Origin of the sequence: Bacillus sp. FSL R5-0560, assembly GCF_037966305.1 — a bacterium.
In the GTDB taxonomy this organism is placed as follows: domain Bacteria; phylum Bacillota; class Bacilli; order Bacillales; family Bacillaceae; genus Bacillus; species Bacillus mojavensis.
Genome location: NZ_CP150195.1, coordinates 339,045 through 362,088, shown reverse-complemented (window position 1 = coordinate 362,088; position 23,044 = coordinate 339,045). Strand labels below are relative to the sequence as shown.

Here is a 23,044-nt window from a genome sequence, read left to right as displayed (position 1 = left end):
CCCAAAATAGAATCATTACGATTTAAATCATTTACTTCACCGTTTGTGTAATAGTGAATGCCGCTTTTCGCGCCCCAGAAATATTTCTCGCAGTCGGCCCGATTTCAAGTTCCGCAAAGGCACCCATCACGTATAACCCGTTCCCCCATTGCAAATCCTTGCCGACAATCGGAAAGCCGCAGCCGGCAAAAGGCAATTGCTCTGCCTGCGCTGCATTTTGAACCCACTCGAATCGGCTGATGTCAGAGGCAAAGCCTGTTGCCAGCGCGATATGTTCGAATGTGTATGACGATTCCTCTTTCTTCAGCTGTATGTGCAGCCGGCCGTCAGCTGTTTTTTGACATGATATCACTTCATCCTGAATGACCTTTATCCTGCCCTCTTCTCTATAGACAGCAAGCTTTCTTGAGATGTCCTTCGGGAAGGAGCCGCGATGTCTGGCGTTTGTGATCCATTGCCTTCTCTTTTGATAGTCTGACGTTTTGCTGAATCTTTTCATATATTTCGGGCCAAGCCAGCCCGGGTCACTGTCAAAATCATAGGTGCGAAATGGATGCCTCACGAACATCGTCACGTCGTGCCCGTCATCTGAGAGCTTGATGGCGTAATGAGCCGCCGTGATCCCTCCGCCCACAACTGCCGCTTTACCACCTTCCTTTCTTAACCCTTCCACATTCCTGTCAAACACATGGTAAATGCCGTTATTCTGAAATGGCTTTGTCCACTCCGGCCAGCAAGGCTGTTGTGAAAAACTCATAGCTAGTACAACTCTTTCGCTCATGATTGTTTCGGAGGCATCTGTCCTCACTTCCCACAATCCGTTTCTCCTTCTCAAGTCTGTCACCATACCTCTCTTCCACGCCTGATCAATATGTATCTCATCCAATACCGTTTCACAATGCTGATTAAAAAGCGATAAAGAGGGGCGCTTATACCTTCCGAAGAATACCTCCGGCCACTGGCTTTTATCCGCATACGTTTGCAGGCTGAACGGCTCGGTATCCATGTGATGAACCGATGGAGAGCGTAAATAGTTCATCCGAATGCGGCCCGTATTTCGTTTCCAGCACTCAAGAGGCTGTTCATGAGGATCAATGACCACAAGATCCTGTATAGGCACCTTTCCGCTTTTCACCAGATGCACAGCCAAGGTCGAGCCTTGAATTCCGCCGCCAATGATAAGCCATTTATACATAGGAGTAACTCCTCTCTGCACAAAACGTAATTATTACGATTTAAATCGTATGTTCTTTTTCCCTTTTTGTCAACTGCTTTCTATCAGCTGATCACAACTTTTGTGTGGTCAGGTATGTTTTTGTATATCCATGTCGTTGGAGATCCATCCAAACAAACCATCTCAAAACGACCAAATTATGTTGAAGTTTAGATAAAACAAACTCTATCGATCTTTGTTATAGAATAAGAGTTAGATGGATATGGGGAATTTTTTATCGACTGGGGACAATTGGCATTACACAAAGTATACAAGCTTCATAATAAAATTATGCTACAGGCCAATCCTCTAATTTTAATGTTTTTGTCATTTGCTCAATCTCTTTTTAGTACTCCATCCATCATAATGTGATAATTGGTCCCATTTTATTGTTGCTGAGGGTTTATTGATAAAGAACCCATGCTTGCATCTTACATTCAGTTGAAGAGTTTCATTCAAAGAACTTTCATTCACATCCATGAATATTCGAAACTTCATTAAATCAATACACGACTTGGATGAGCATCGAACATAGAAATTAATAAACCCCATTTTGATAGAGATTATCCAAAATGGGGGTTGATTGATAATATTCAATTAAGTCGCTGCTCTATCTGCGACTTTATAAGTGGACTGCTCATTAAAAGCATACGAAGCGCCAGAAACACCAACAATGCCAAATAAAAGCGCTAAACAAATTGCAATTTTACATTTTTTCATTTAAATGTTTCCCCCTTTGAATTTGTTTGCGTGCTTCAATTGCCAATTGATAAAAATCGACCGCATCATGTCTTTTTTCTTTGTTGGTCAGAAAATCAGCAACAGCAACAGCGTATTCTTCCATGTCACCATACAGATTTTTTTCCCTGAAGAACTCGAACACTTCTCTGAGTGTCTGCAAATCAAATGATAAATAAAGCCCTTTAACGAGTTTCAGTTTTCTGCTACCTCTTGATTATTATGACGTTCTGCAATCTTTTTTCCTTCTTCGTACAATTTTAATGCAGCCTGAAGGTCATTTTGTTTTGCCTTAACATAAGCTAAATTAAAGACCGCTTTTGACTCATAGATATGTTTCTGGGCCTTATGAATTTCATAGGCAATTTGAAAATGTTTTTCTGCATTGTCAAGTTCTTCAAGATGATTATAACATAATCCTACATTAAAATGAGCAGAACCAATTAAATGCTGCTCACCTATTTTAACAGCATCTTTTAACGCTTTTTCTGCTGTTTCTAAGGCTTCTTCATAACACATTTTATCAAGCCAGTTACCAAAGATAACAAACTGGCAGTGAACCATTTCTTTTCCATATGTAAGATTGCCCTTATCGTCTTTCTGCCGTTTAAAAATAGCGTATGCCCGTTGAGCATAATTCATGGAGAAATGAGTCTCTTTCATGTAGTAATAGACCTCTGACACTTTGAAATAGAACTCTGCCTTATCTGTATTTGCGGTTTCATCTAATAAATCAAGATATCTCTCGGCTTCTCGATAATATGTTAAAGCAATGACTAAATCTCTTGTCCGGAAATGATACATCCCGGTGAAAAAATGAAAATAAAATTCAATTGTATTCGTAAGAGATTCCGGAGCAAGGTTTTCTCTTGTCTCTTTAAGGCCCTCAAAAACGCTGTCAATATCTTTAACAGAGTCAGGCTCTAAATAAGAAAGCATAATCTCATGCCTCAATTTTAAGAGCTGAAGGTAAACTGCAACCTTCTCGTTTTTCTCCATCTTATTAAATTCATTCTCTACTTTTCTTTTCATTTCCTTTGCTTTCTCTATTCGGCCTTGTTTTATTACAACATACCAGTGATTTATGTCTGTGGTAACAAAATGATATGGGATTAAATCAGGGACAGACAACGATTTACCTCCTTTTCTTTACATTTATTAAATATTATACCACTAAAGACATGTATCAATAGTATTATTTTTTGAAAAATCTCTCTATTCATCCTAATTATGATTTAAAAAGTAAAAAGCCCATATCAAATGATATGGACTCGTTTTTAGCTTTCTTTCTCTTCCGCATGAGAAGAACAAGCTGACAGCAGAATTACCGGCGCAAAAACAGAAATAAATAATAATGAAAGCTTCATAGTCATTCCTCCTGTTTTGAAAACCTAAGCTTCGCATAGGCATCGTGCAGATGAATTGATTCTTCGTTTCGGCATTCAATATCAAAGGCCGATACCCATTCAAGCTCATACAAGTCTGCGGCAATGAGACGGGCCAGATCCTCAACAAATCTGGGATTTTCATATGCTGTTTCCGTTACGGCCTTTTCATCCGGACGCTTTAGCACCGGGTGCAGTCTCGCGCTTGCATTTGATTCTGCAACGTGAAGCAAATCGGCTTTGACATCGACTGGGAGCAGTGCCGCCGGATGAATATCGGCCAAAATGCTGACCGTTCCTCTCTGATTGTGGGCACTGTATTCACTGATTTCCTTAGAGCAAGGACAAAGAGTCGTTACTTTCGCTGAGATACCGGCCCGCTGTTTAAACGGCTGATCTTCGTGGTAGGTGACAGACATCAGCATCTCAGCATGCATCAGCCCCGCTTTCTCCAGCATTGGACTCTTTCTTTCGAAATACCACGGAAACCGAACTTCGACGCAAGCCGAGATTTGATCCATGTTTTCTGCAAGCTCTTTCGTAAATTGCTGAAGGGAAGAAAAAGAGAGAACCCAGCCGTTTTGATGATAGCGTTGAAGCTGCTCTGTTAACCTGCTCATATTGATGCCCTTCTGATTCCGCTGCAGGCTGGCGGTCATGGTAAAGTTCGCTGCTGTCGTTTGCTGAAAAGGCTTCATCGCTGAGACAACAGTAACCGGGTGAGACACATTGGTGACACCTACTTGCTGAATATCAAAAAAATAGTCTTTTCTGATATTCTGAAGGTCCTTCATGTTCTCCTTTTCCACAGGCTTTTGCCCTTTCATGGGACTGACTGACCCAAAATAGTGAAGACGCTCCGTTTTTCCCGGGAGCAGAATGTGCTGTTCCAATCAGAAAACTCCTTCCAATTTAAATCGTAATAATTACTATTTATTCTGATCGGTTCACGAGTTAAAATCAAGGGAAAGTTGAAAACAGCAAAAAAAAAAGACACACACAATCGCGTGTCTCCCATTCAAACATCAAACATCCGCCGGACTGCTTTCCGCGCTCCAGCTTTTTCTCCAGTAATATCCTGCGGCAATCACAAGCACAAACGCCAGCAATGCGATACAGGAAAATGTGATAAATCCGATGGCATATGTGCCTGTCATCTGTTTTAATGACCCTAAAATGTTTGGCAGAAAGAAACCTCCGATGCCTCCTGCTGCGCCGACGATTCCCGTCACCATTCCAATTTCTTTCCGGAAGCGCTGCGGGACGAGCTGAAACACTGCTCCGTTGCCCATTCCGAGTCCCATCATTCCGACAAATAAAAGGATGATAACCACTGAAAGAGACGGCAGACTGCTGACTCCGGCCATGCAAAGGGCCACAATGACAAACAAAACAGAAAGAACCTTCGTGCCCCCGACACGATCTGAAATCCAGCCCCCTACAGGCCGGAAAAAACTGCCGGCTGCTACACATAATGTGACGAAATCTCCTGCATGAATTTTTGACAGCTGGTATTGATCAACGAAGAATATCGCCAAAAAGCTGGACAGCCCCACAAAACCTCCAAACGTGACGCTGTACAGCAGACAGAAAAACCACGTTTCCTTTTGTCCGAACACCTGCCAATAGTTTTTGAGCGGCTGCGGTGCCGGTTGTTCAGGGGAATTCTTCGCCATGAAAACAAATAGAACAAAGACGATGATCAGAGGAAGAAGCGCAATTCCCATCACACTGTGCCAGCCAAACTGCTCTGCAAGCCGGGGGCCAAACAGTGTCGCAAACAAGGTGCCGCTATTACCCGCACCCGCTATCCCCATTGCAAGTCCCTGCAAATGAGGCGGATACCACCGGCTTGCCATAGGAAGCGCAACAGCAAAGCTCGCGCCTGCCACGCCAAGCAGAATGCCGATCGCATAAAGTTCAGTCAGCGACCGGCCTCCAAATGTCCCCCAAAGCAGCGGGATCATTGTCACCAGCATCCCGATGACAGCTGTTTTTTTCGGACCGATTCTGTCCGTTAACACGCCTAATATGATCCGAAACACAGACCCCGATAAAATTGGCACAGCCACGACAAGTCCTTTTTCAAAGGGAGACAGGCCAAAATCCTGAGAAATATAAACACCGAGCGCTCCAAGCATAACCCATATCATAAAACTTACATCAAAGTATAAAAACGAGCAGAGCAAAGTGGACGGGTGACCGCTTGTTTTCAGTTCCGACAGCTTCATAACATTCCCCTTTCTTGACCCTACAAAAATTTCAATTTTCTGAATTAAGAATATATGACCTTATTTTTTCGGAAAAGACATGTGTAAGCTAATGTGACACGTTTAATGCGTTAACTGAGCATTGTGCCATAATTTTTGGTAGGAGAAAAACTTACAAGCTGAGGCAAAGGAGGTCTGGCAAATGAAGAGACAAAGATTAATCGTAGCAGGGAACGGAATGGCCGGAATTCGCTGTATTGAAGAAATATTGAAGCTTCATCGTAACATGTTTGAGATTGTCATTTTCGGCAGCGAACCGCATCCCAACTATAATCGCATTCTCTTATCCTCTGTTTTACAGGGGGAGGCAGCGCTCGATGACATTGTGCTGAACAGCAGTGAATGGTACGCCAAGCAAGGCATAACACTTTACACTGGAGAAACGGTCGTGCAAATCAACACAGATTTGCAGCAAGTCACTACAGATCAAAAACGCAGCCTGTCCTACGACAAATTGATCCTGGCAACAGGCTCCTCCCCTCATATTCTCCCCATACCCGGGACAGACAAAGAAGGTGTTTACGGCTTTCGGACAATAGAAGACTGTCAAGCTATTATCAGCATGGCTGAACATTATCAAAAGGCAGCGGTCATCGGCGCCGGCTTATTAGGCCTTGAAGCGGCTGTCGGCCTGCGGCACCTGGGCATGGATGTCAGCGTCGTTCACCACTCCCCCAACATCATGCAAAAACAGCTCGATCAAACAGCGTCTCGTCTGCTGCGGTCTGAACTGGAACGAAAAGGCTTAACCTTTCTTTTAGAGAAAGACACAGCAGCCATTACAGGAGGCTCACGGGCAGATGGTATCCGATTCAGCGACGGTTCTTCGATAAAAGCAGACTTGATTGTAATGGCGGCTGGTGTAAGACCCAATATCCAATTGGCTGCATCAGCCGGACTCGCCGCAAACCGCGGCTTCATCGTCAATCAATTCATGCAGACGAGCAAACCGAATGTGTATGCCGTCGGGGAATGCGCCGAGCATAACGGAATGGTATACGGATTGGTCGCCCCTCTTTATGAACAAGGAAAAGTCCTCGCACAGCACATCTGCGGCGTTCCATGTGAAGGATATCATGGCTCTGCCCAATCGGCAGCCTTAAAAATAGCGGGAATTGATGTGTGGTCAGCAGGAAAGGTGCACGAAGACGCAGGCACGACGAGCATGAAGCTGCATGATGAACATGCCGGTTGCTACAAAAAAGCGCTCTTTGAGAACGACAAACTGGCTGGCGTTATTTTATTCGGAGACACACGCGATAAACAGCGGCTTCTCGACAGCCTTCTCAAGCAAAGAGACATTTCCATTGTCAAACAGCAGCTGATCGAACCGGATCAAAGCGGTATTTCATTTGCAACCATGCCTCCCACTGAAACCATTTGCCAATGCAACTCAGTGACAAAAGGTCTGATTGAAAAAGCGGTGCACACGAAAGGCTTAAAAACGGTCGAAGAAGTCAAGCAGTGCACAAAAGCATCCGGCTCTTGCGGAGGCTGCAAGCCGCTCGTTGAAGACCTTCTGAAATACATGGCCAGCAGCGAATATACAGAACCAGCCAGCCAGCCTTCGTTTTGCGGCTGCACTGATTTGACGGAAGACGAAGTCATCGCCGAACTGCACCGCTGTCATTTCACTGATCCTGCTGAGGTAATGAATCAGCTTGGCTGGAAAACGAAAAACGGCTGCAATGTTTGTATTCCGGCGCTTCACTATTATATGGAATTGCTGCAGCCCGGCTATATCCAGTCCCCTAAAGCATCGGCCCAGGATACATGCACCCTCATTCCGCAAATGTACGGCGGACTGACAAATGCGAAGGAACTCAGAAACATCGCAAACATCATTGAGACATACGGCATCCCCTATGTTTCAATTACTCACGGCCAGAGGCTGAAGCTTTCCGGATTCCATCCAAATGACCTTGTAAACATCAGAAAAGAACTGAACATGCCAGCTTTCTCTCATCAGCACCGCCGCACGCTGCGAAGTGTCTTAGCATGTACGTGCGGAGAAGATCAATCTATTCAAAAGCTGGCAAGCCATATCGAAAGACATGCTGATATGCTTCCCATGCCCGATCACATATCGATCAGCTTGTCGTGTGAAAAAGACTGCACAACGGCAGCTATACAGGATATCGGCGCCATTCAAACACAAGAGGGCTGGGACATTTACACTGGCGGCATCCGGGGAGCACATGCCCGTTCCGGAATGCTGTTTTGTGTGACAGATAGCGAAAAAAATACTGCCATTATGATGAAAGGCCTTCTTCAATATTATCGCGAAACGGCTCACTACGCAGAAGCGGTTCATCAGTGGATTGACCGCCTCGGCATCATTCATATCAGAGAGGTATTATTTGAACAAGATTTGCGGACACAGCTGCTGGAAAACCTCCAAACAGACCTGTCATTGCTGCAAAATCAGCCTGTACAGTCTGGCGCAATGAAGAAAGGATGAGGCATTTTGACTGAACGACTGCTTAGATATTTCCGGGAAAAACAGCAAGACGTCCAATCAGAAAAAACATACGACACCCAATGTCCGTTTTGCAGCATGCAATGCAAAATGCAGCTTGTGGAACAAACCATCGTTACACGAAAGAGATATACAGCCATCGGCATCCACAATCCTACGACACAAGGCCGTTTATGCATGAAAGGGATGAATGCCCATCAACATGCCCTGCACGCCTCCCGTATCACCCGGCCGCTGCTCAAAAAAAACGGTGAATTTGTGCCTGTTTCCTGGGATGAAGCACTGAACTATATAAAGGAGCAAGTCACCCTGATCCAAGCCAAACACGGCCATGATGCGATGGCTGTCTACGGAAGCGCCTCGATTACGAATGAAGAGGCGTATCTGTTAGGAAAGTTCGCACGAGTCGGCTTACAGACAAAATACATCGATTACAACGGCCGGCTCTGTATGTCCGCCGCAGCAACCGGAGCCAACCAAACATTCGGAGCAGACAGAGGCTTAACGAATCCATTATCGGAAATCCCCCACTCCCGAGTGATCATTTTGGCCGGCACCAATATCGCAGAATGCCAGCCGACCATCATGCCGTATTTTGAACAAGCGAAAGAAAACGGGGCTTATCTCATTGCCATTGACCCCCGGGAAACAGCGACGACAAAAATAGCCGACCTTCATCTAAAAATCAAACCTGGGACAGACGCCGCCCTTGCCAACGGTTTAGTCAAAATCATCATAGACGAACAGCTCATAAACGAAGACTTTATTCGCACACGCACGAACGGATTTGATGAGCTCAAACAGCATATCGGCGCTTTAAATCTGGAAGACATCGCCGAGCAGACAAGTGTTCCTTTAGAGCAAATGCGAAAGGCTGCTATGAAGTTTGCCATGGAAACGTCCGGCCTGCTGTTTACAGCCCGCGGCATTGAACAGCAAACCGATGGTACCGCGGCTGTGAGAGGCTTCTTAAATGTGGTGCTGATCACAGGAAAAATCGGCAAGCCTTACTCGGGCTACGGAGCGATCACCGGACAGGGTAATGGGCAAGGCGCCCGAGAGCATGGCCAAAAAGCAGATCAGCTTCCCGGCTACCGTTCCATCGAAAACGAAGACCATCGGGCTTATATTGCAAAAGTGTGGGGAGTCAATCCGGATGAGCTCCCGCGAAAAGGCGTCTCAGCCTATGAAATGATGGAAAAAATCAACGATGGAGACATTAAAGGACTGTTTCTAATGTGTTCCAATCCAGCAGTCTCCAGCCCAAATGCCAACCTTGTCAAACAGGCGCTGTCAAAACTGACATTCTTTGTTGCAATCGACTTGTTTATATCTGAAACAGCGAAATTTGCAGATGTCATTTTGCCCGCATCCTCTTACTTAGAAGACGAAGGCACGATGACAAATGTGGAAGGCCGCGTGACATTAAGGGAAGCGAGCCGCCCCTGCCCGGGGGAAGCAAAGCATGATTGGCAGATCATTTGCGAGATCGCATCCACTCTCGGAAAAGGCCGTTATTTTCCCTACACGTCTGCGGAGGACATCTTTAACGAATTGAGAGAAGCAAGCCGCGGCGGAATCGCCGATTATTCCGGCATCACATACGACAGGCTCAGACAAGAAGGCGGGATTCACTGGCCGTGTCCGGAACCTGATCACCCCGGAACCGGACGCTTGTTTGAGGTCTCATTTGCACATCCGGATCATAAAGCGGCATTAAGTGTGATCCCAAACGAACCCGTTGTTCCTAAAGAAAAGACGACTGCCGAATATCCGTTGTTTTTAACGACCGGCAGGGTCATGTCTCATTATTTAACAGGTGTCCAAACGAGAAAAAGCGCCTCTTTGGCCGCAAGAGATTTTGAATCATTTATGGAAATCCATCCGAAAACAGCAGCGGCCTACAATATCGAGGACCGTGTTCTCGTGAACATAGAATCTCCTCGCGGAAGCATCACCGTCCGCAGCAAATGGTCAGAACACATCAGAAAAGACACAGTATTTGTTCCCATCCACTGGGCGGATGCCCAAAACGTAAATGACTTGATTGGTGACAGCCTAGATCCAGCGTGTAAAATGCCCGGTTTTAAGGTATGCGCCGTCCGAGTCAGACCTATTTAAATTTTTCATAAAAATTTTAGAAATTTTCGTATATTTTGTTACATTTTATAACATGCATCTTAAATATTTCTTTTTGCTGTGCTACGCTGAAAAAAACATTGATAAGGAGCGGATCATCTGATGGGGAAAAAACAGCTAGTTCTTGTTGGTAATGGAATGGCCGGGGTAAGGGCCATTGAAGAAATACTGAGTGTTTCAAAAGACGAATTCCAAATCACAATTTTTGGTTCCGAACCGCATCCCAACTACAACCGAATCCTTTTGTCAAAAGTGCTGCAAGGCGATACAGATATCAAAGATATTACGTTAAACGATTGGAACTGGTACAAAGAAAACAATATACAATTGTATACCAATGAAACAGTCATCAAAGTGGACATAGAAAGCAAAACCGTCATCACCGATGGCGGCCGAATACAGCCTTATGATGAACTGATCCTGGCTACAGGTTCTGTCCCTTTTATCCTGCCGATTCCGGGCGCAGACAAAAAAGGCGTCACAGCTTTCCGGGACATAAAGGATACAGACACGATGCTCGCCGCGTCAAAACAATATAAAAAAGCAGCCGTCATCGGCGGGGGCTTGCTTGGCTTGGAAGCTGCCCGCGGCCTGCTGAATCTCGGTATGGAAGTCTCCGTTATCCATCTCGCTCCCTTCCTGATGGAACGCCAGCTTGACGCAACGGCCGGACGCCTGCTGCAAAACGAATTAGAAAAACAAGGAATGACCTTTCTGCTTGAAAAGCAAACAGAAGAAATTCTCGGAGATGACCGGGTCGAGGGCGTCAGATTCAAAGACGGCACAAGCGTTGAAGCCGATTTAGTCGTCATGGCCGTCGGCATCCGCCCGAATACAGCGCTTGGGGCCGAAAGCGGCATTCCAGTCAACCGCGGCATCATTGTCAACGATTATATGCAAACCGAAATCCCGCACATTTATGCGGTCGGTGAATGTGCCGAGCACCGAGGAATCGCATACGGACTCGTGGCGCCGCTCTATGAACAGGCGAAAGTGCTCGCTAACCATATCTGCGGTGTTGAAACGAAACCTTATGAAGGCTCCGTTCTCTCCACTCAACTGAAAGTATCAGGAGTTGAGGTCTTTTCTGCCGGTGACTTTCACGAATCAGACGAGAAAAAAGCGATTAAGGTCTTTGATGAACAGGATGGCATTTATAAAAAAGTCGTGCTGCGAGGCAATCAGATTGTCGGAGCTGTTTTATTCGGCGACAGCAGTGAGGGCAACCGCCTGTTTTCGATGATTCAAAAAGAAGCAGATATCTCTGAAACCTCTAAAATCTCAATTTTACAGCCTCTCAACCAAGAAGCGGGCACAAGTCTGACCGCTGCCATGAGCAATGATGAAATCATCTGCGGCTGTAACGGTGTGTCAAAAGGAGCAATTATTCAAGCCATTCAGGAACAGGGCTGTTCATCAACAGATGAAATCAAAGCTTGCACCGGCGCGTCCCGCTCATGCGGAGGCTGTAAGCCGCTCGTAGAAGATATCCTTCAGTATACGCTGGGATCAGACTTTGACGCATCAGCCCAAAAAGAAGCGATTTGCGGCTGCACCTCATTGTCGAGAGATGAGGTAGTCGAAGAAATCAAAGCCAAAGGGCTGTCACATACAAGAGAAGTCATGAACGTGCTCGGCTGGAAAACGCCAGAAGGCTGTTCCAAATGCCGTCCAGCTCTGAACTACTACTTAGGCATGATCAATCCGTCAAAATATGAGGATGACAGAACATCCCGCTTTGTTAATGAACGGATGCACGCCAATATTCAAAAAGACGGTACCTACTCTGTCGTACCGCGGATGTACGGCGGTGTAACCAACTCTCAGGATCTTCGCAAAATCGCTGATGTCGTCGATAAATACGAGATCCCGCTCGTCAAAATGACAGGCGGCCAGCGAATTGACTTGATCGGCGTGAAAAAAGAAGACCTGCCAAAGGTATGGGCCGACCTTGATATGCCGTCAGGCTACGCGTACGGAAAAACACTCCGCACGGTAAAAACATGTGTAGGCGAACAATTCTGCCGCTTTGGCACACAAGACTCCATGGCCCTAGGCATCGACCTTGAGAAAACATTTGAAGGACTCAACACGCCTCATAAAGTGAAAATGGCCGTATCTGCCTGCCCGCGGAACTGTGCGGAGTCCGGCATTAAAGACCTTGGCGTGGTCGGCATCGACGGTGGCTGGGAGCTTTACGTCGGCGGAAACGGCGGAACCCATTTGCGTGCCGGCGACTTGCTGATGAAGGTGAAAACAAATGAAGAAGTCTTGGAATATGCAGGCGCTTACCTTCAATACTACCGGGAAACGGCAAACTACTTAGAACGCACGTCCGCATGGCTGGAGCGCGTCGGTTTATCCCATGTCCAAGATGTTCTAAACGATCCGGAAAAACGGCAGGAGCTGAACGACCGAATGAATGAAACGCTCTCTGTCCACAAAGATCCGTGGAAGGACTTCCTGGAAGATAAACAAACCTCTAAAGAATTATTTGAAAATGTCGTGACCACATCATAATGACAGAAACAAACATTGAGGAGGAATGGACATGGTGAACAAAGACGTCACAAAAGTATGTATCGGAAAAATCGAGGAATTGCCTGAACAATTAGGAAAAACAGTGTATATTGAAGATAAGGAGCTTGCGGTCTTTAAGCTTTCAAACGGGAGCATCCGCGCCATTGAAAACCGCTGTCCCCATAAGGGCGGCGTCCTTGCAGAAGGTATCGTCAGCGGCGAATATGTCTTCTGTCCGATGCACGACTGGAAAATCTCCTTGGAAGACGGAATCGTTCAAGAGCCGGATCACGGCTGTGTCAAAACATACGAAACGCTGATCGAAGGAGAATACGTTTATCTCCAATATTGATCAAAGACCGGATCACTTTTAAAGTGATCCTTCATTTTTTACAGTGACGGAAGGATGACATGATCATGAAAAACGGAATCGTATATTTTGTGGGCGCCGGACCTGGAGATCCAGGGCTCATCACCATAAAAGGAAAACAAGCGCTGGAGGAAGCGGATGTCATTTTGTATGACCGGCTCGCAAACCCAAAGCTGCTCGAATACGCATCACCTGACTGCCAGTTCATTTATTGCGGAAAACTGCCGGACCGCCATTTTATGAAACAGGCAGAGATCAATGCCCTGCTGATTGAAAAAGCGTCAGACGGATTAACCGTTGTCCGTTTGAAGGGCGGAGATCCCAGTGTGTTTGGCAGAGTCGGCGAGGAAGCAGACGCGCTCCACCAGCATGGCATCTGCTTTGAAATGGTGCCGGGCATCACCTCGGGAATCGCCGCGCCGCTGTATGCGGGAATCCCCGTCACGCATCGGGATTTCGCTTCGTCCTTCGCCATGATTACCGCACATGATAAATCATTAAAAGGCACGCCGAACCTTGACTGGGAGGGGCTTGCCCGAAGCGTTCAAACGCTTGTGTTTTACATGGGTGTGAAAAACCTGTCATTTATTTGCCAGCAGCTCATCGCGTACGGAAAATCTCCTTCTGTCCCTGTCATCGTGATTCAATGGGGAACGTGGGGCCGCCAGCGGAGCGTAAAAGGAACGCTGCAGGATATCCATCAAAACATACAGGAACAGCAAATCACAAACCCCGCCATTATCGTCATCGGTGATATTGTAAACGTTCAAACACACAGCTGGTTTGAAAGCAAACCATTCATCGGGCAGCATATGATGGTAGTCACTCATAACGAAGATGAGCATACACTGGCAGACAAGCTGCGCGAATATGGAGCCGATGTCATCGAATGGCCGAAATGGCGGACTGAAAAAATGCCTGTCAACGAGGATATTCTAGAACAGATCAGCGCCTTCGAGGATATTTTCTTCACATCACGCCGTGCGGTTTGCGAATTTTTTCAAGCGCTCGCGTCCAAACGAATCGACATTCGCCAGCTGACCGCACGCCTGAGTGCAGCGTCAGAAGCAGGAAAGGCAGAGCTTATAAAACGCGGCTTCATCATATCCGAGCACCATCACAATTCACCTAAAAAGCTGATTGTCGGCAGCCGTCATTCAGTAGAAGAAATGCTGAAATCAGAGTCCTGTTTGTGCTATATCACCCATGAAAACGTCATAGATGAGCGATTCACCCGCATGACCGAGCGTACGATCAGTGAGTCTCCTCTGCACATGATCATTTGCCCCAGCAAGCAGTCCGCTCAGCAATTGATCAGCGCGGGAGAAGAAATCGGCATTTCAACAGAACCGTCCGCAAGCCGCCCCCCTGTCATCTGTATAGGCGATGACACGCCCGCCGCTGCATACGGGTTTACTGCCGTACAAGACCATGAGCAATTATTTGCGTTTATACAAAATGAGCAAGTGGAGAAAAAGCTCCTCCACAGCTGATGAACAGCCCTTTTCCAAAGGGCTGTTTTTATTTATGAACCAATTTTTTGTGGTGTGTGGAATACATCGCCATATTTTCCGCCTGAGGGTCCAGATAAGATTTCGCACTGTTGACGGCAGTCGGGCCTTCTGTAAAACCGCCGGCAATCAATCTGAGCTTGCTTTCATAATAAGCCGCGTCCCCCGCAACAAACACGCCCGGAAGATTCGTCCGCATATGTCTGTCAGCTTTAATCCGGCCTTCTTCAATCTCGAGACCCCAATCCTTCATCGGGCCGAGATCAATTTTAAACCCGTGATTAATAATGAGCTCATCAAGCTCGATTTCCTCGGGATGTCCAGACGCCGCATGACAAACGGTGACGCTTTCGATGCGTTCATCTGTGCCGCTAAGATGTTCAAGCCGATAAGGAGTAAGCACCCGCACAGATGACTGCTTCATTTTCGTCACGCTGCTTTCCAGTCCGCCGAATTCCTCTCTGCGATGCACGACAGTAACAGACGCCGCAATCGGTTCCAGCTCATTAGCCCAATCGACCGCAGTATCTCCCCCGCCAGAAATCACGACCCGTTTGCCTTTAAACGCATCAAGCTTCTCCACTTTATAATGAAGATTTTTTCCTGCATACCGGCTTGCATCCTGGCTGTCAAACTCATTGACCTCCAGCGTGCCCATGCCGACAGCCAAAATAACGGTTCTTGTATAGTGCTTCTCCCCCTCAGAGCTAGTCAGCACCATGGTTCCGTCATCCAGACGCTCAAATCCGGTCACTCGCTGATTCAGCACAATATCAGGGTCAAACGTCGCCGCCTGCTCCTTCAGCTGTTCGATCAGCTGCTCCCCGGCAATCCCCGGTATCCCGCCAATATCGCGAATCATCTTCTCAGGGAAAAATAAAGACACCTTTCCCCCGAGCCGCGGCAAAAACTCGATCACTTTCGTTTTCAGCTCCCGCATGCCACAGTAAAAAGCCGTAAACAGCCCGATCGGCCCCCCGCCTATAATCGTGACGTCAAATACCTCTTGATTTCCAGCCATCCGTCCTGCCTCCCGTTCCAAATCGATCATTAATGTTATAACGTTTAATTGAGAATGAATATCAATACAAAGTATATCATATTTCCCGAGCCTTTGTTTATTCATTTCTTCTCCTTGTGGTAAATTGTTGAAAACTCTATAATAGGCAGAAAACAAATGGGAGAAACAGATGAAAAGACAAGTCGACACGATCACTTTCGAAGGATACACACTGGAATATTCTATAACAGGCAGTGGAACCCCCATTCTTGTCATGCATGGCGGGCATTCAAATTGTTACGAGGAATTCGGGTACACGGCGCTGGTTGAGCATGAATATTCCATCATCACTCCTTCAAGGCCCGGCTATGGACGGACTTCAAAAGAGATTGGAAAAAGTCTTGCCGACGCCTGCCGTTTCTATGTGAATTTATTAGATCATTTACAAATCGACAGTGTCCATGTGGTGGCCATCTCAGCAGGAGGGCCGAGCGGCATATGCTTTGCCTCACATTATCCGGAAAGGGTAAACACTCTAACCCTGCAATCCGCGGTCACCAAGGAATGGCTCACCCCCAAAGATACTGAATATAAAATGGGGAAAATCCTCTTCCGCCCACCGGTGGAAAAATGGATATGGAAGCTGATTTCTTTTCTAAATAACGCCTTCCCGCGTTTCATGTTTCAAGCCATGAGCCCACAATTCAGCACACTATCGTTTCAGCGAATCAAGTCCATGATGGATGAAAAAGACATAGAAGCATTTCGGAAAATGAACAGCCGGCAGCGCTCAGGTGAAGGATTTCTGCTCGACTTGTCACAAACAGCCTCTATCTCTTCAAAAGAGCTGCAGGCCATCTCATGCCCCGTACTGATTATGCAAAGTGTTTATGATGGATTTATCGACAAGTCACATGCACATTATGCAAAAGAACATATTCCTGACGCTGTTCTCTGTTTGCTTCACTCATGGGGACACCTGATTTGGCTCGGGAAAGAAGCTGCTGAAACAGATAGAATCATACTTCAATTCATGGAATCCTAAACAAGGTGAAACGATCCTTCCTCCTCTTCCGTCAAACAATCAGTGCCTTTTTTCGTGATATAATCAGAGGCAGCTTACCATGAGCGGAGGTTTTATTGTGACAGCACAATCGTCTTTTCTTCAGCTGAATTCTATTTTTATCAGTATTTTAATAGAAGCCATTCCGTTTATTCTGATTGGCGTCATTCTGTCCGGAATCATTCAAATGTTTGTTTCTGAAGAAATGATTGCAAGGATCATGCCGAAAAACCGGTTTCTCGCAGTCTTATTTGGTGCGCTTGCCGGCATCTTATTTCCCGCCTGCGAATGCGGCATTATCCCGATTACGAGGCGGCTTCTGCTAAAAGGGGTTCCCCTGCATGCGGGCGTTGCTTTTATGCTGACCGCTCCTATCATCAATCCCATTGTTTTGTTTTCTACGTATATTGCGTTCGGGAATAGATGGGGCGTGGTCTTTTACCGGGGCGGGCTGGCGCTGGCTGTCTCGGTGATTATTGGCATCATCTTATCCTATCAATTTAAGGATAACCAGCTTTTAAAGCCCGATGAAGCCGGGCATCACCATCATCATCACCACACCCTGTTTCAAAAGCTGGGAGGGACCTTGCGTCACGCCATTGATGAATTTTTCTCCGTGGGGAAATATTTAATGATCGGCGCCTTTATCGCAGCCGCGATGCAGACGTACGTCAAAACATCCACTCTGCTTGCGATCGGACAGAATGATGTATCTTCTTCCCTCGTGATGATGGGGCTTGCGTTTGTCTTATCGCTTTGTTCAGAAGTGGATGCATTTATTGCATCTTCCTTCAGCAGCACATTTTCTTTAGGCTCGCTCATCGCCTTTCTCGTCTTCGGTGCGATGGTTGATATTAAGAATCTCTTGATGATGCTCGCGGCCTTCAAAAAACGATTTGTTTTCCTGCTGATTACGTATATTGTCGTGATCGTCTTAGCGGGATCACTACTTGTAAAGGGGTGATTGGATGTTTCGTCTATTGGTGCTGATGGGATTTACATTTTTCTTTTATCATCTGCATACCTCAGGAAATCTAACAAAATATATCAATATGAAATATTCCTATCTGTCCTTTATTGCGATCTTCCTGCTGGCCATTTTGACAGCTGTTCAAGCGTATTTGTTTGTCAAATCGCCTGAAAAAGGCGGGCATCATCATGACGATGATTGCGGCTGCGGCCATGATCACGAGCATGACCATGAACAAAACAAACCATTTTATCAGCGGTATTTTATTTATCTTGTTTTTCTTTTTCCTTTGGTGTCAGGCATCTTTTTTCCGATTGCGACACTTGACTCATCTATCGTCAAAACAAAAGGGTTCTCGTTTAAGGCCATGGAAAGCGGAGACCACTACTCCCAAACCCAGTATCTGCGGCCTGATGCCAGCCTTTATTATGCGCAAGACAGCTATGACAAGCAGATGAAACAGCTGTATAAAAAATATTCTGGTAAAAAAGAGATTTCTCTGACCGATGATGATTTCTTAAAAGGCATGGAAACCATTTATAACTATCCAGGCGAATTTCTCGGACGGACGATTGAATTTCATGGATTTGCGTATAAAGGAAACGCGATTAACAAAAACCAGCTGTTCGTATTGCGGTTTGGCATTATTCACTGTATCGCTGATTCCGGCGTGTACGGGATGCTTGTGGAGTTTCCGAAGGACATAAACATCAAGGATGATGAATGGATTCAAATTAAGGGCATTCTTGCCTCAGAATATTATCAGCCATTCAAATCCACCCTTCCTGTCGTGAAAGTGACAGACTGGAACACCATTAAAAAACCTGATGATCCGTATGTCTACAGAGGATTTTAATTGAAGACGAAACCAGTACAAGTACTGGTTTCTTTTTTATTTCTTTTTCATCAACATCAAATCAAGATAGAGCTGGCATCGCGTTCTGAAATCGCTTAAATCAATGGATGTCATCTCAAGAATCTGCTTGATGCGGTAATTTAATGTGTTTTGGTGAATAAACAGCTGTTCCGCGGCTGGTTTTGTTTTGCAGTTGTTGAGGAGGTAGATTTCCAGCGTCTTCAGCAGCTCGGTGCTGCTTTCTTGGTCTTTTGCTTTTAGTAAAGCTAAATCCTTATTCTCGTATTCCAAAAAGTCATTTTTCTGTTCAATGCTTTCTAAATAACGATAAATACCGAGCTTCTCATATTCATATGGAATGTTTTCCTGGTTGCCGGTTATTTCTGCGGCTTTAATGACTTCCAATGCTTCTGTATAGCTTTTGCCGAGCTTTAAGATGTGGTCATATTCGTTTCCGATACCGATATAGATAGGGGTAGGAATTTTTTGAAAGTGAAAATGTGTTAACAGCTTGTTAATGAATTCAACAGCTGCTGAGGAGGCGGAGCTTTTTTGGGAAAAACTCGCTACGACGATGACAATATTTGATTCTATCGTTAAGACATGACTGACTTTATCCCGCAAATTCAGGTAAGACCTGATATTTTCCTTTAAATCTTCCACCGCTTCCCCATCCCCATTCGCGGCGTGCAGGATGACAACTGAAAACACAGAAGGCAGCACGGTGTTAATTCTCTCAGCTTCCCGCCTGAGCTCCTTTTCAGAAATAAATTGCTGATAGATAGCCCGTTTGATGAGGTCCTCAGCTCTTTCTTCCTTTTCCTGTTTCAGCTTGTTCGCTTTATAAATAATTTTTCCGACATGGAAGGAGGTCTCGTACAAAAAGTCGAGCTCTTCGTCTGTCAGATCACGATCCAGTTCCTGAATCCAGATGTAGCCCATGACTTCCCCTTTATGCTTTGCACTCACGACTACCCTCTGATTTAACCCAATGCTCTCAATTTTATTGACGCGAAAAGGCTCAGGTTCTGTTTTCAGTTTTTCAATGATCCCGTCCTTCAAAAACCTCTCAAAAATCTGAACTGGACATTTTTTTGAAAAAATAGTCTGCTGGTTCGCAGAATCAAAATGGTTAATATAGTAAGAATTGTAGGCTAACAAAAAGAAATCCGCGCTTTCCAGTATCACTGGTTTTTGCAGCTCATAGCTGATAAAGTCAATCAGCTTATCAACATCTGAAAATGAAAAAACTCTCTCTAAAAGCTCTTCCATACCTTTTTCTCCTATACTTTTTTTACTTTAATCATATCCATACGGGGTCTTTTTGTATAGAAAAAAATACGTTTGTTTCCAAAAGAAAAAACAGCAGTCTTAAAAGGAGAAAAGAGGAAAAAGGGATATCCCCTTCCTCCTCCTTTCGATCTTTATTGTGACATCGTATCTTGGTAGTCTTTAAACTGGTCTGTAACATCTTGTGACGGAGCCTGCGTCAATACGCTGACGAAAAAGACCGACAACAGACTCGCAGCAAAACCAGGTATCATTTCATACAGAAAGTCCGAAAGACCGGCATTCGCCCAAATGATTACAGTTGCTGCTCCCACAATCATGCCGGCGAGTGCCCCCCATTTGGTCATTCGTTTCCAAAACAGACTGAGCAGTACAACCGGCCCGAATGATGCACCGAAGCCCGCCCACGCGTAGCTGACCAACCCAAGGATGGTATTGTTTTTCTCCCAAGCCAGAACTAATGCGACAATTGAAACAGCCAGCACAGCCAGACGGCCCAAAAACACCAGTTCTTTATCAGAAGCTGAGCGCCGGAACATCGACTTATACAAATCCTCTACCAAGGAGCTTGACGTAACAAGCAGCTGGGAAGAAATTGTACTCATAATGGCCGCTAAAATCGCAGAAATTAGAAAGCCTGTAATAATTGGGTGGAATAAAATATTTCCTAATTGGATAAATATGGTCTCCGGGTCCTTCAATGACATGCCCCGCTGATGGTAATAAGCGATTCCGCCCAAGCCTGTCAGCACTGCGCCGACTGCCGAAAGAATCATCCATCCCATTCCAATTCTGCGTGCTCTTTTTATCTCTTTGACAGATGTAATCGCCATAAAACGCACAATGATATGCGGCTGGCCAAAGTAGCCCAAGCCCCATGCAAACAGTGAAATGATGCCAAGAACACTGGTTCCTTTAAAAATATTAAACATATCAGGGTCCACAGAGCGGATCTCAGCAGTTGTTTCACCTATTCCCCCGGTGTGGAAAAACGTAACGATAGGAACGAGAATAAGTGCTGCAAACATAATGATCCCCTGAACAAAATCTGTCCAGCTGACAGCCAGAAAGCCCCCAAACAGGGTGTACGCGACAACAACACCAGTCACAATCCACAAGCCGGTGTGATAATTCATCCCCAAGATGCTGTTGAATAAGACGCCGCCGGACACCATTCCGGACGATACATAAAATGTGAAAAAGACTAAAATGACAATTCCTGAAAACAGTCTGAGGAGCTTTGTTTGATCTCCGAAACGATTTTCAAGGAATCCGGGAATCGTAATCGAATTCCCCGCTTTTTCTGTATATGTTCTCAGCCGCGGCGCGACGTAGAGCCAGTTTGCCCATGCTCCAAGGCAAAGCCCGAACACAATCCAAATACCGCTCAGCCCAGTTGAAAACATGGCGCCCGGAAGCCCCATCAGCAGCCAGCCGCTCATATCGGCAGCTCCCGCACTGAGAGCGGTTACAGCCGGACCTAAGGAACGTCCTCCCAGCATGTAATCCGTCAGGTTTGACGTACGTTTGTAGGCAAAGTAGCCGATTAGCAGCATCCCCGCCATATAAATACAAATTGAAATAATCAGCTGTGTGTTTTCTATGGCACTTCCTCCTCTTTTTTATAGTATATGGATGAAATGGACACCCCCGCAGGGAGGATGCCCATTTAGTCCCGCTTTAGAACATTTCACTGATTGTTTTTGCCTGCATGTGCAGTGCCAGGTAATCCGGACCGCCGGCTTTTGAATCTGTGCCGGACATTTTGAAGCCGCCGAATGGATGGTAGCCAACGATGGCTCCTGTACAGTTGCGGTTAAAGTACAGATTTCCAACATGGAATTCTTGTTTTGCACGCTCAATGTGCTTGCGGTTGTTTGTGATTACCGCTCCCGTTAAACCGTACTCAGTATTGTTCGCCACTTCTAATGCTTCATCAAAGCTTGATACTTTAGAGAAAGCGACAACAGGTCCGAAAATTTCTTCCTGCATGAGTCTTGCTTTCGGATCAAGGTCAGCGAAGATCGTCGGTTTGATGAAGAATCCTTTTGAATCGTCACCAGTACCGCCGCTTACTAATCGGCCTTCCTCTTTTCCGATCTCGATATAGCTCATAATTTTATCATAAGAACCCTGGTCAATAACAGGTCCCATGTAAACATCTGCGCTGTCAGGGCTTGCCGTTACTTTAGACTCTGTGATTTCAATAACGCGCTCTAATACTTGATCATACACTTTTTCATGGACAACAGCACGTGAACCTGCAGAACATTTTTGGCCCGCAAAGCCGAATGCAGATGTAAAGATGGATTGAGCCGCCAATTCAATGTCCGCATCCTCATCGACAACAACCGTATCCTTACCGCCCATTTCAGCGATAACACGCTTTAAGTGCTGCTGGCCTGGCTGAACTTTTGCCGCGCGTTCGAAGATTCTCGTACCGACTTCTCTTGATCCCGTAAACGTGATAAGGCTTGTTTTTGGATGGTCAACAAGGTAGTCACCGACTTCCGCTCCGCTTCCAGGAACAAAGTTGACAACGCCTTTTGGCAGGCCGGATTCTTCAAGAACCTCAACGAATTTCGCAGCAATGACAGGCGTTGCGCTCGCAGGCTTAAGAACAACTGTGTTACCGGTAACGATCGGCGCTACTGTTGTTCCCGCCATAATCGCGAACAAGAAGTTCCAAGGCGGAATAACGACTGTTACGCCAGTCGGCGTGTATACATATTGGTTTTTCTCGCCTTCACGGCTGTTGACCGGTTTGCCTTTTGCCAGTTCAATCATTTGGCGTGCATAATATTCCATGAAGTCAATCGCTTCAGCAGTATCAGCATCTGCCTCGTTCCAAGGCTTCCCTGCTTCTTTCACGAGCAAAGCGGAGAATTCATGCTTTCTGTTGCGGACTTTGGCAGCCGCGCGGAACAGGACAGCCGCTCTTTCTTCCGGAGACGTGTATCTCCACTCTTCAAAGGCTTTAGCCGCCGCTTCAATGGCTTGCTCAGCGTGCTCTTGAGAAGCTTTTGAGACTCTGCCGACAACCTCTTCTTTATTAGCCGGGTTAATGGAAACGATCTTCGCTTCTGTTTCCACTCTTTCACCGTTGATGATAAGCGGATAGTCTTTTCCTAAATATTCGTTTACTGTCGCAAGCGCTTTTTTAAACGCTTCTACGTTGTTTTCGTCTTGGAAATTTGTGAATGGTTCATGTTTGTAAGGTGTTGTCATTGTAATCTCTCC

The 23,044-nt window shown here is 45.9% G+C and carries 18 protein-coding genes and 1 pseudogene; 8 read left to right on the top strand and 11 right to left on the bottom strand.

Features of this window, described 5'->3' with window-relative positions; genetic code table 11:
* Positions 1 to 31: 31 nt before the first annotated feature.
* From NST56_RS01930 to NST56_RS01900, 7 genes and pseudogenes are all read right to left on the bottom strand, one after another.
* Complete coding sequence (locus NST56_RS01930; protein ID WP_268449017.1) at positions 32 to 1,195, bottom strand: FAD-dependent oxidoreductase; 1,164 nt, start codon at positions 1,193 to 1,195, stop codon at positions 32 to 34.
* A gap of 615 nt (positions 1,196 to 1,810) precedes the next feature.
* Complete coding sequence (locus tag NST56_RS01925) at positions 1,811 to 1,933, bottom strand: hypothetical protein (protein WP_267496093.1); 123 nt, start codon at positions 1,931 to 1,933, stop codon at positions 1,811 to 1,813.
* Positions 1,920 to 2,057 (bottom strand): response regulator aspartate phosphatase I, encoded by a 138-nt coding sequence (locus NST56_RS01920; protein WP_339179583.1) that lies wholly within the window; start codon positions 2,055 to 2,057, stop codon positions 1,920 to 1,922. The genes NST56_RS01925 and NST56_RS01920 overlap by 14 nt, the downstream gene beginning before the upstream one ends.
* Before the next feature lie 89 nt (positions 2,058 to 2,146).
* Positions 2,147 to 3,082, bottom strand: a complete 936-nt coding sequence (locus NST56_RS01915) for a tetratricopeptide repeat protein (protein WP_339179580.1) — start codon at positions 3,080 to 3,082, stop codon at positions 2,147 to 2,149.
* 158 nt (positions 3,083 to 3,240) lie between these two features.
* Positions 3,241 to 3,318: pseudogene (locus NST56_RS01910) on the bottom strand (L,D-transpeptidase); the annotation flags it as partial.
* 2 nt (positions 3,319 to 3,320) lie between these two features.
* Entirely contained in the window at positions 3,321 to 4,229 is a 909-nt protein-coding gene (gene folE2 / locus NST56_RS01905; protein ID WP_010332972.1) for a GTP cyclohydrolase FolE2, read from the bottom strand.
* 132 nt (positions 4,230 to 4,361) lie between these two features.
* Positions 4,362 to 5,567: a nitrate/nitrite transporter gene (locus tag NST56_RS01900; protein ID WP_339179575.1), complete on the bottom strand. Its 1,206-nt coding sequence runs from the start codon at positions 5,565 to 5,567 to the stop codon at positions 4,362 to 4,364.
* A gap of 181 nt (positions 5,568 to 5,748) precedes the next feature.
* On the opposite strand from NST56_RS01900, the gene nirB reads away from it, so the two are divergent.
* From nirB to cobA, 5 genes are all read left to right on the top strand, one after another.
* Entirely contained in the window at positions 5,749 to 8,067 is a 2,319-nt protein-coding gene (nirB, locus tag NST56_RS01895; RefSeq protein WP_339179572.1) for a nitrite reductase large subunit NirB, read from the top strand.
* A gap of 6 nt (positions 8,068 to 8,073) precedes the next feature.
* A complete protein-coding gene (locus tag NST56_RS01890; RefSeq protein ID WP_339179570.1) occupies positions 8,074 to 10,206 on the top strand; it encodes a nitrate reductase in 2,133 nt (710 codons plus the stop codon).
* Between the two features lie 120 nt (positions 10,207 to 10,326).
* Complete coding sequence (gene nasD, locus NST56_RS01885; protein ID WP_339179568.1) at positions 10,327 to 12,744, top strand: NADPH-nitrite reductase; 2,418 nt, start codon at positions 10,327 to 10,329, stop codon at positions 12,742 to 12,744.
* 31 nt (positions 12,745 to 12,775) lie between these two features.
* Positions 12,776 to 13,096, top strand: coding sequence for a nitrite reductase small subunit NirD (nirD, locus tag NST56_RS01880; RefSeq protein ID WP_286059074.1), 321 nt, complete (start codon positions 12,776 to 12,778; stop codon positions 13,094 to 13,096).
* A gap of 59 nt (positions 13,097 to 13,155) precedes the next feature.
* Entirely contained in the window at positions 13,156 to 14,607 is a 1,452-nt protein-coding gene (gene cobA, locus NST56_RS01875; RefSeq protein WP_339179562.1) for a uroporphyrinogen-III C-methyltransferase, read from the top strand.
* A 28-nt stretch (positions 14,608 to 14,635) separates the two neighbouring features.
* On the opposite strand, the gene NST56_RS01870 is transcribed toward cobA, so the two are convergent.
* Positions 14,636 to 15,646 carry an NAD(P)/FAD-dependent oxidoreductase gene (locus tag NST56_RS01870; protein WP_339179560.1) on the bottom strand — a complete coding sequence of 337 codons (1,011 nt, stop codon included), beginning with the start codon at positions 15,644 to 15,646 and terminating at the stop codon, positions 14,636 to 14,638.
* Positions 15,647 to 15,815: 169 nt separating this feature from the next.
* Here NST56_RS01870 and NST56_RS01865 point away from each other — a divergent pair, with 169 nt between their 5' ends.
* From NST56_RS01865 to NST56_RS01855, 3 genes are all read left to right on the top strand, one after another.
* Positions 15,816 to 16,670, top strand: coding sequence for an alpha/beta hydrolase (locus NST56_RS01865; protein WP_339179557.1), 855 nt, complete (start codon positions 15,816 to 15,818; stop codon positions 16,668 to 16,670).
* A 97-nt stretch (positions 16,671 to 16,767) separates the two neighbouring features.
* Positions 16,768 to 17,652, top strand: coding sequence for a permease (locus NST56_RS01860; RefSeq protein ID WP_339179555.1), 885 nt, complete (start codon positions 16,768 to 16,770; stop codon positions 17,650 to 17,652).
* A gap of 4 nt (positions 17,653 to 17,656) precedes the next feature.
* Entirely contained in the window at positions 17,657 to 18,514 is an 858-nt protein-coding gene (locus NST56_RS01855) for a TIGR03943 family protein (RefSeq protein WP_339179554.1), read from the top strand.
* A 36-nt stretch (positions 18,515 to 18,550) separates the two neighbouring features.
* On the opposite strand, the gene putR is transcribed toward NST56_RS01855, so the two are convergent.
* The 3 genes from putR to pruA form a co-directional block, all read right to left on the bottom strand.
* Positions 18,551 to 19,786 (bottom strand): proline utilization transcriptional regulator PutR, encoded by a 1,236-nt coding sequence (gene putR / locus NST56_RS01850; RefSeq protein ID WP_229149698.1) that lies wholly within the window; start codon positions 19,784 to 19,786, stop codon positions 18,551 to 18,553.
* Positions 19,787 to 19,938: 152 nt separating this feature from the next.
* Positions 19,939 to 21,360: a sodium/proline symporter PutP gene (putP, locus tag NST56_RS01845; protein WP_339179552.1), complete on the bottom strand. Its 1,422-nt coding sequence runs from the start codon at positions 21,358 to 21,360 to the stop codon at positions 19,939 to 19,941.
* Between the two features lie 124 nt (positions 21,361 to 21,484).
* Complete coding sequence (gene pruA, locus NST56_RS01840; protein ID WP_010332959.1) at positions 21,485 to 23,032, bottom strand: L-glutamate gamma-semialdehyde dehydrogenase; 1,548 nt, start codon at positions 23,030 to 23,032, stop codon at positions 21,485 to 21,487.
* Positions 23,033 to 23,044 lie beyond the last annotated feature (12 nt).

Bases quoted from the DNA above. Each gene is read 5' to 3' on its own strand.
- NST56_RS01930 (WP_268449017.1), bottom strand. From the start codon at position 1,195: ATGTATAAATGGCTTATCATTGGCGGCGGAATTCAAGGCTCGACCTTG.
- NST56_RS01925 (WP_267496093.1), bottom strand. From the start codon at position 1,933: ATGAAAAAATGTAAAATTGCAATTTGTTTAGCGCTTTTATTTGGCATT.
- NST56_RS01920 (WP_339179583.1), bottom strand. From the start codon at position 2,057: ATGGAAGAATACGCTGTTGCTGTTGCTGATTTTCTGACCAACAAAGAA.
- NST56_RS01900 (WP_339179575.1), bottom strand. From the start codon at position 5,567: ATGAAGCTGTCGGAACTGAAAACAAGCGGTCACCCGTCCACTTTGCTC.
- nirB (WP_339179572.1), top strand. From the start codon at position 5,749: ATGAAGAGACAAAGATTAATCGTAGCAGGGAACGGAATGGCCGGAATT.
- nasD (WP_339179568.1), top strand. From the start codon at position 10,327: ATGGGGAAAAAACAGCTAGTTCTTGTTGGTAATGGAATGGCCGGGGTA.
- nirD (WP_286059074.1), top strand. From the start codon at position 12,776: ATGGTGAACAAAGACGTCACAAAAGTATGTATCGGAAAAATCGAGGAA.
- cobA (WP_339179562.1), top strand. From the start codon at position 13,156: ATGATCATGAAAAACGGAATCGTATATTTTGTGGGCGCCGGACCTGGA.
- NST56_RS01870 (WP_339179560.1), bottom strand. From the start codon at position 15,646: ATGGCTGGAAATCAAGAGGTATTTGACGTCACGATTATAGGCGGGGGG.
- NST56_RS01865 (WP_339179557.1), top strand. From the start codon at position 15,816: ATGAAAAGACAAGTCGACACGATCACTTTCGAAGGATACACACTGGAA.
- NST56_RS01855 (WP_339179554.1), top strand. From the start codon at position 17,657: ATGTTTCGTCTATTGGTGCTGATGGGATTTACATTTTTCTTTTATCAT.
- putR (WP_229149698.1), bottom strand. From the start codon at position 19,786: ATGGAAGAGCTTTTAGAGAGAGTTTTTTCATTTTCAGATGTTGATAAG.
- putP (WP_339179552.1), bottom strand. From the start codon at position 21,360: ATGCTGCTAATCGGCTACTTTGCCTACAAACGTACGTCAAACCTGACG.
- pruA (WP_010332959.1), bottom strand. From the start codon at position 23,032: ATGACAACACCTTACAAACATGAACCATTCACAAATTTCCAAGACGAA.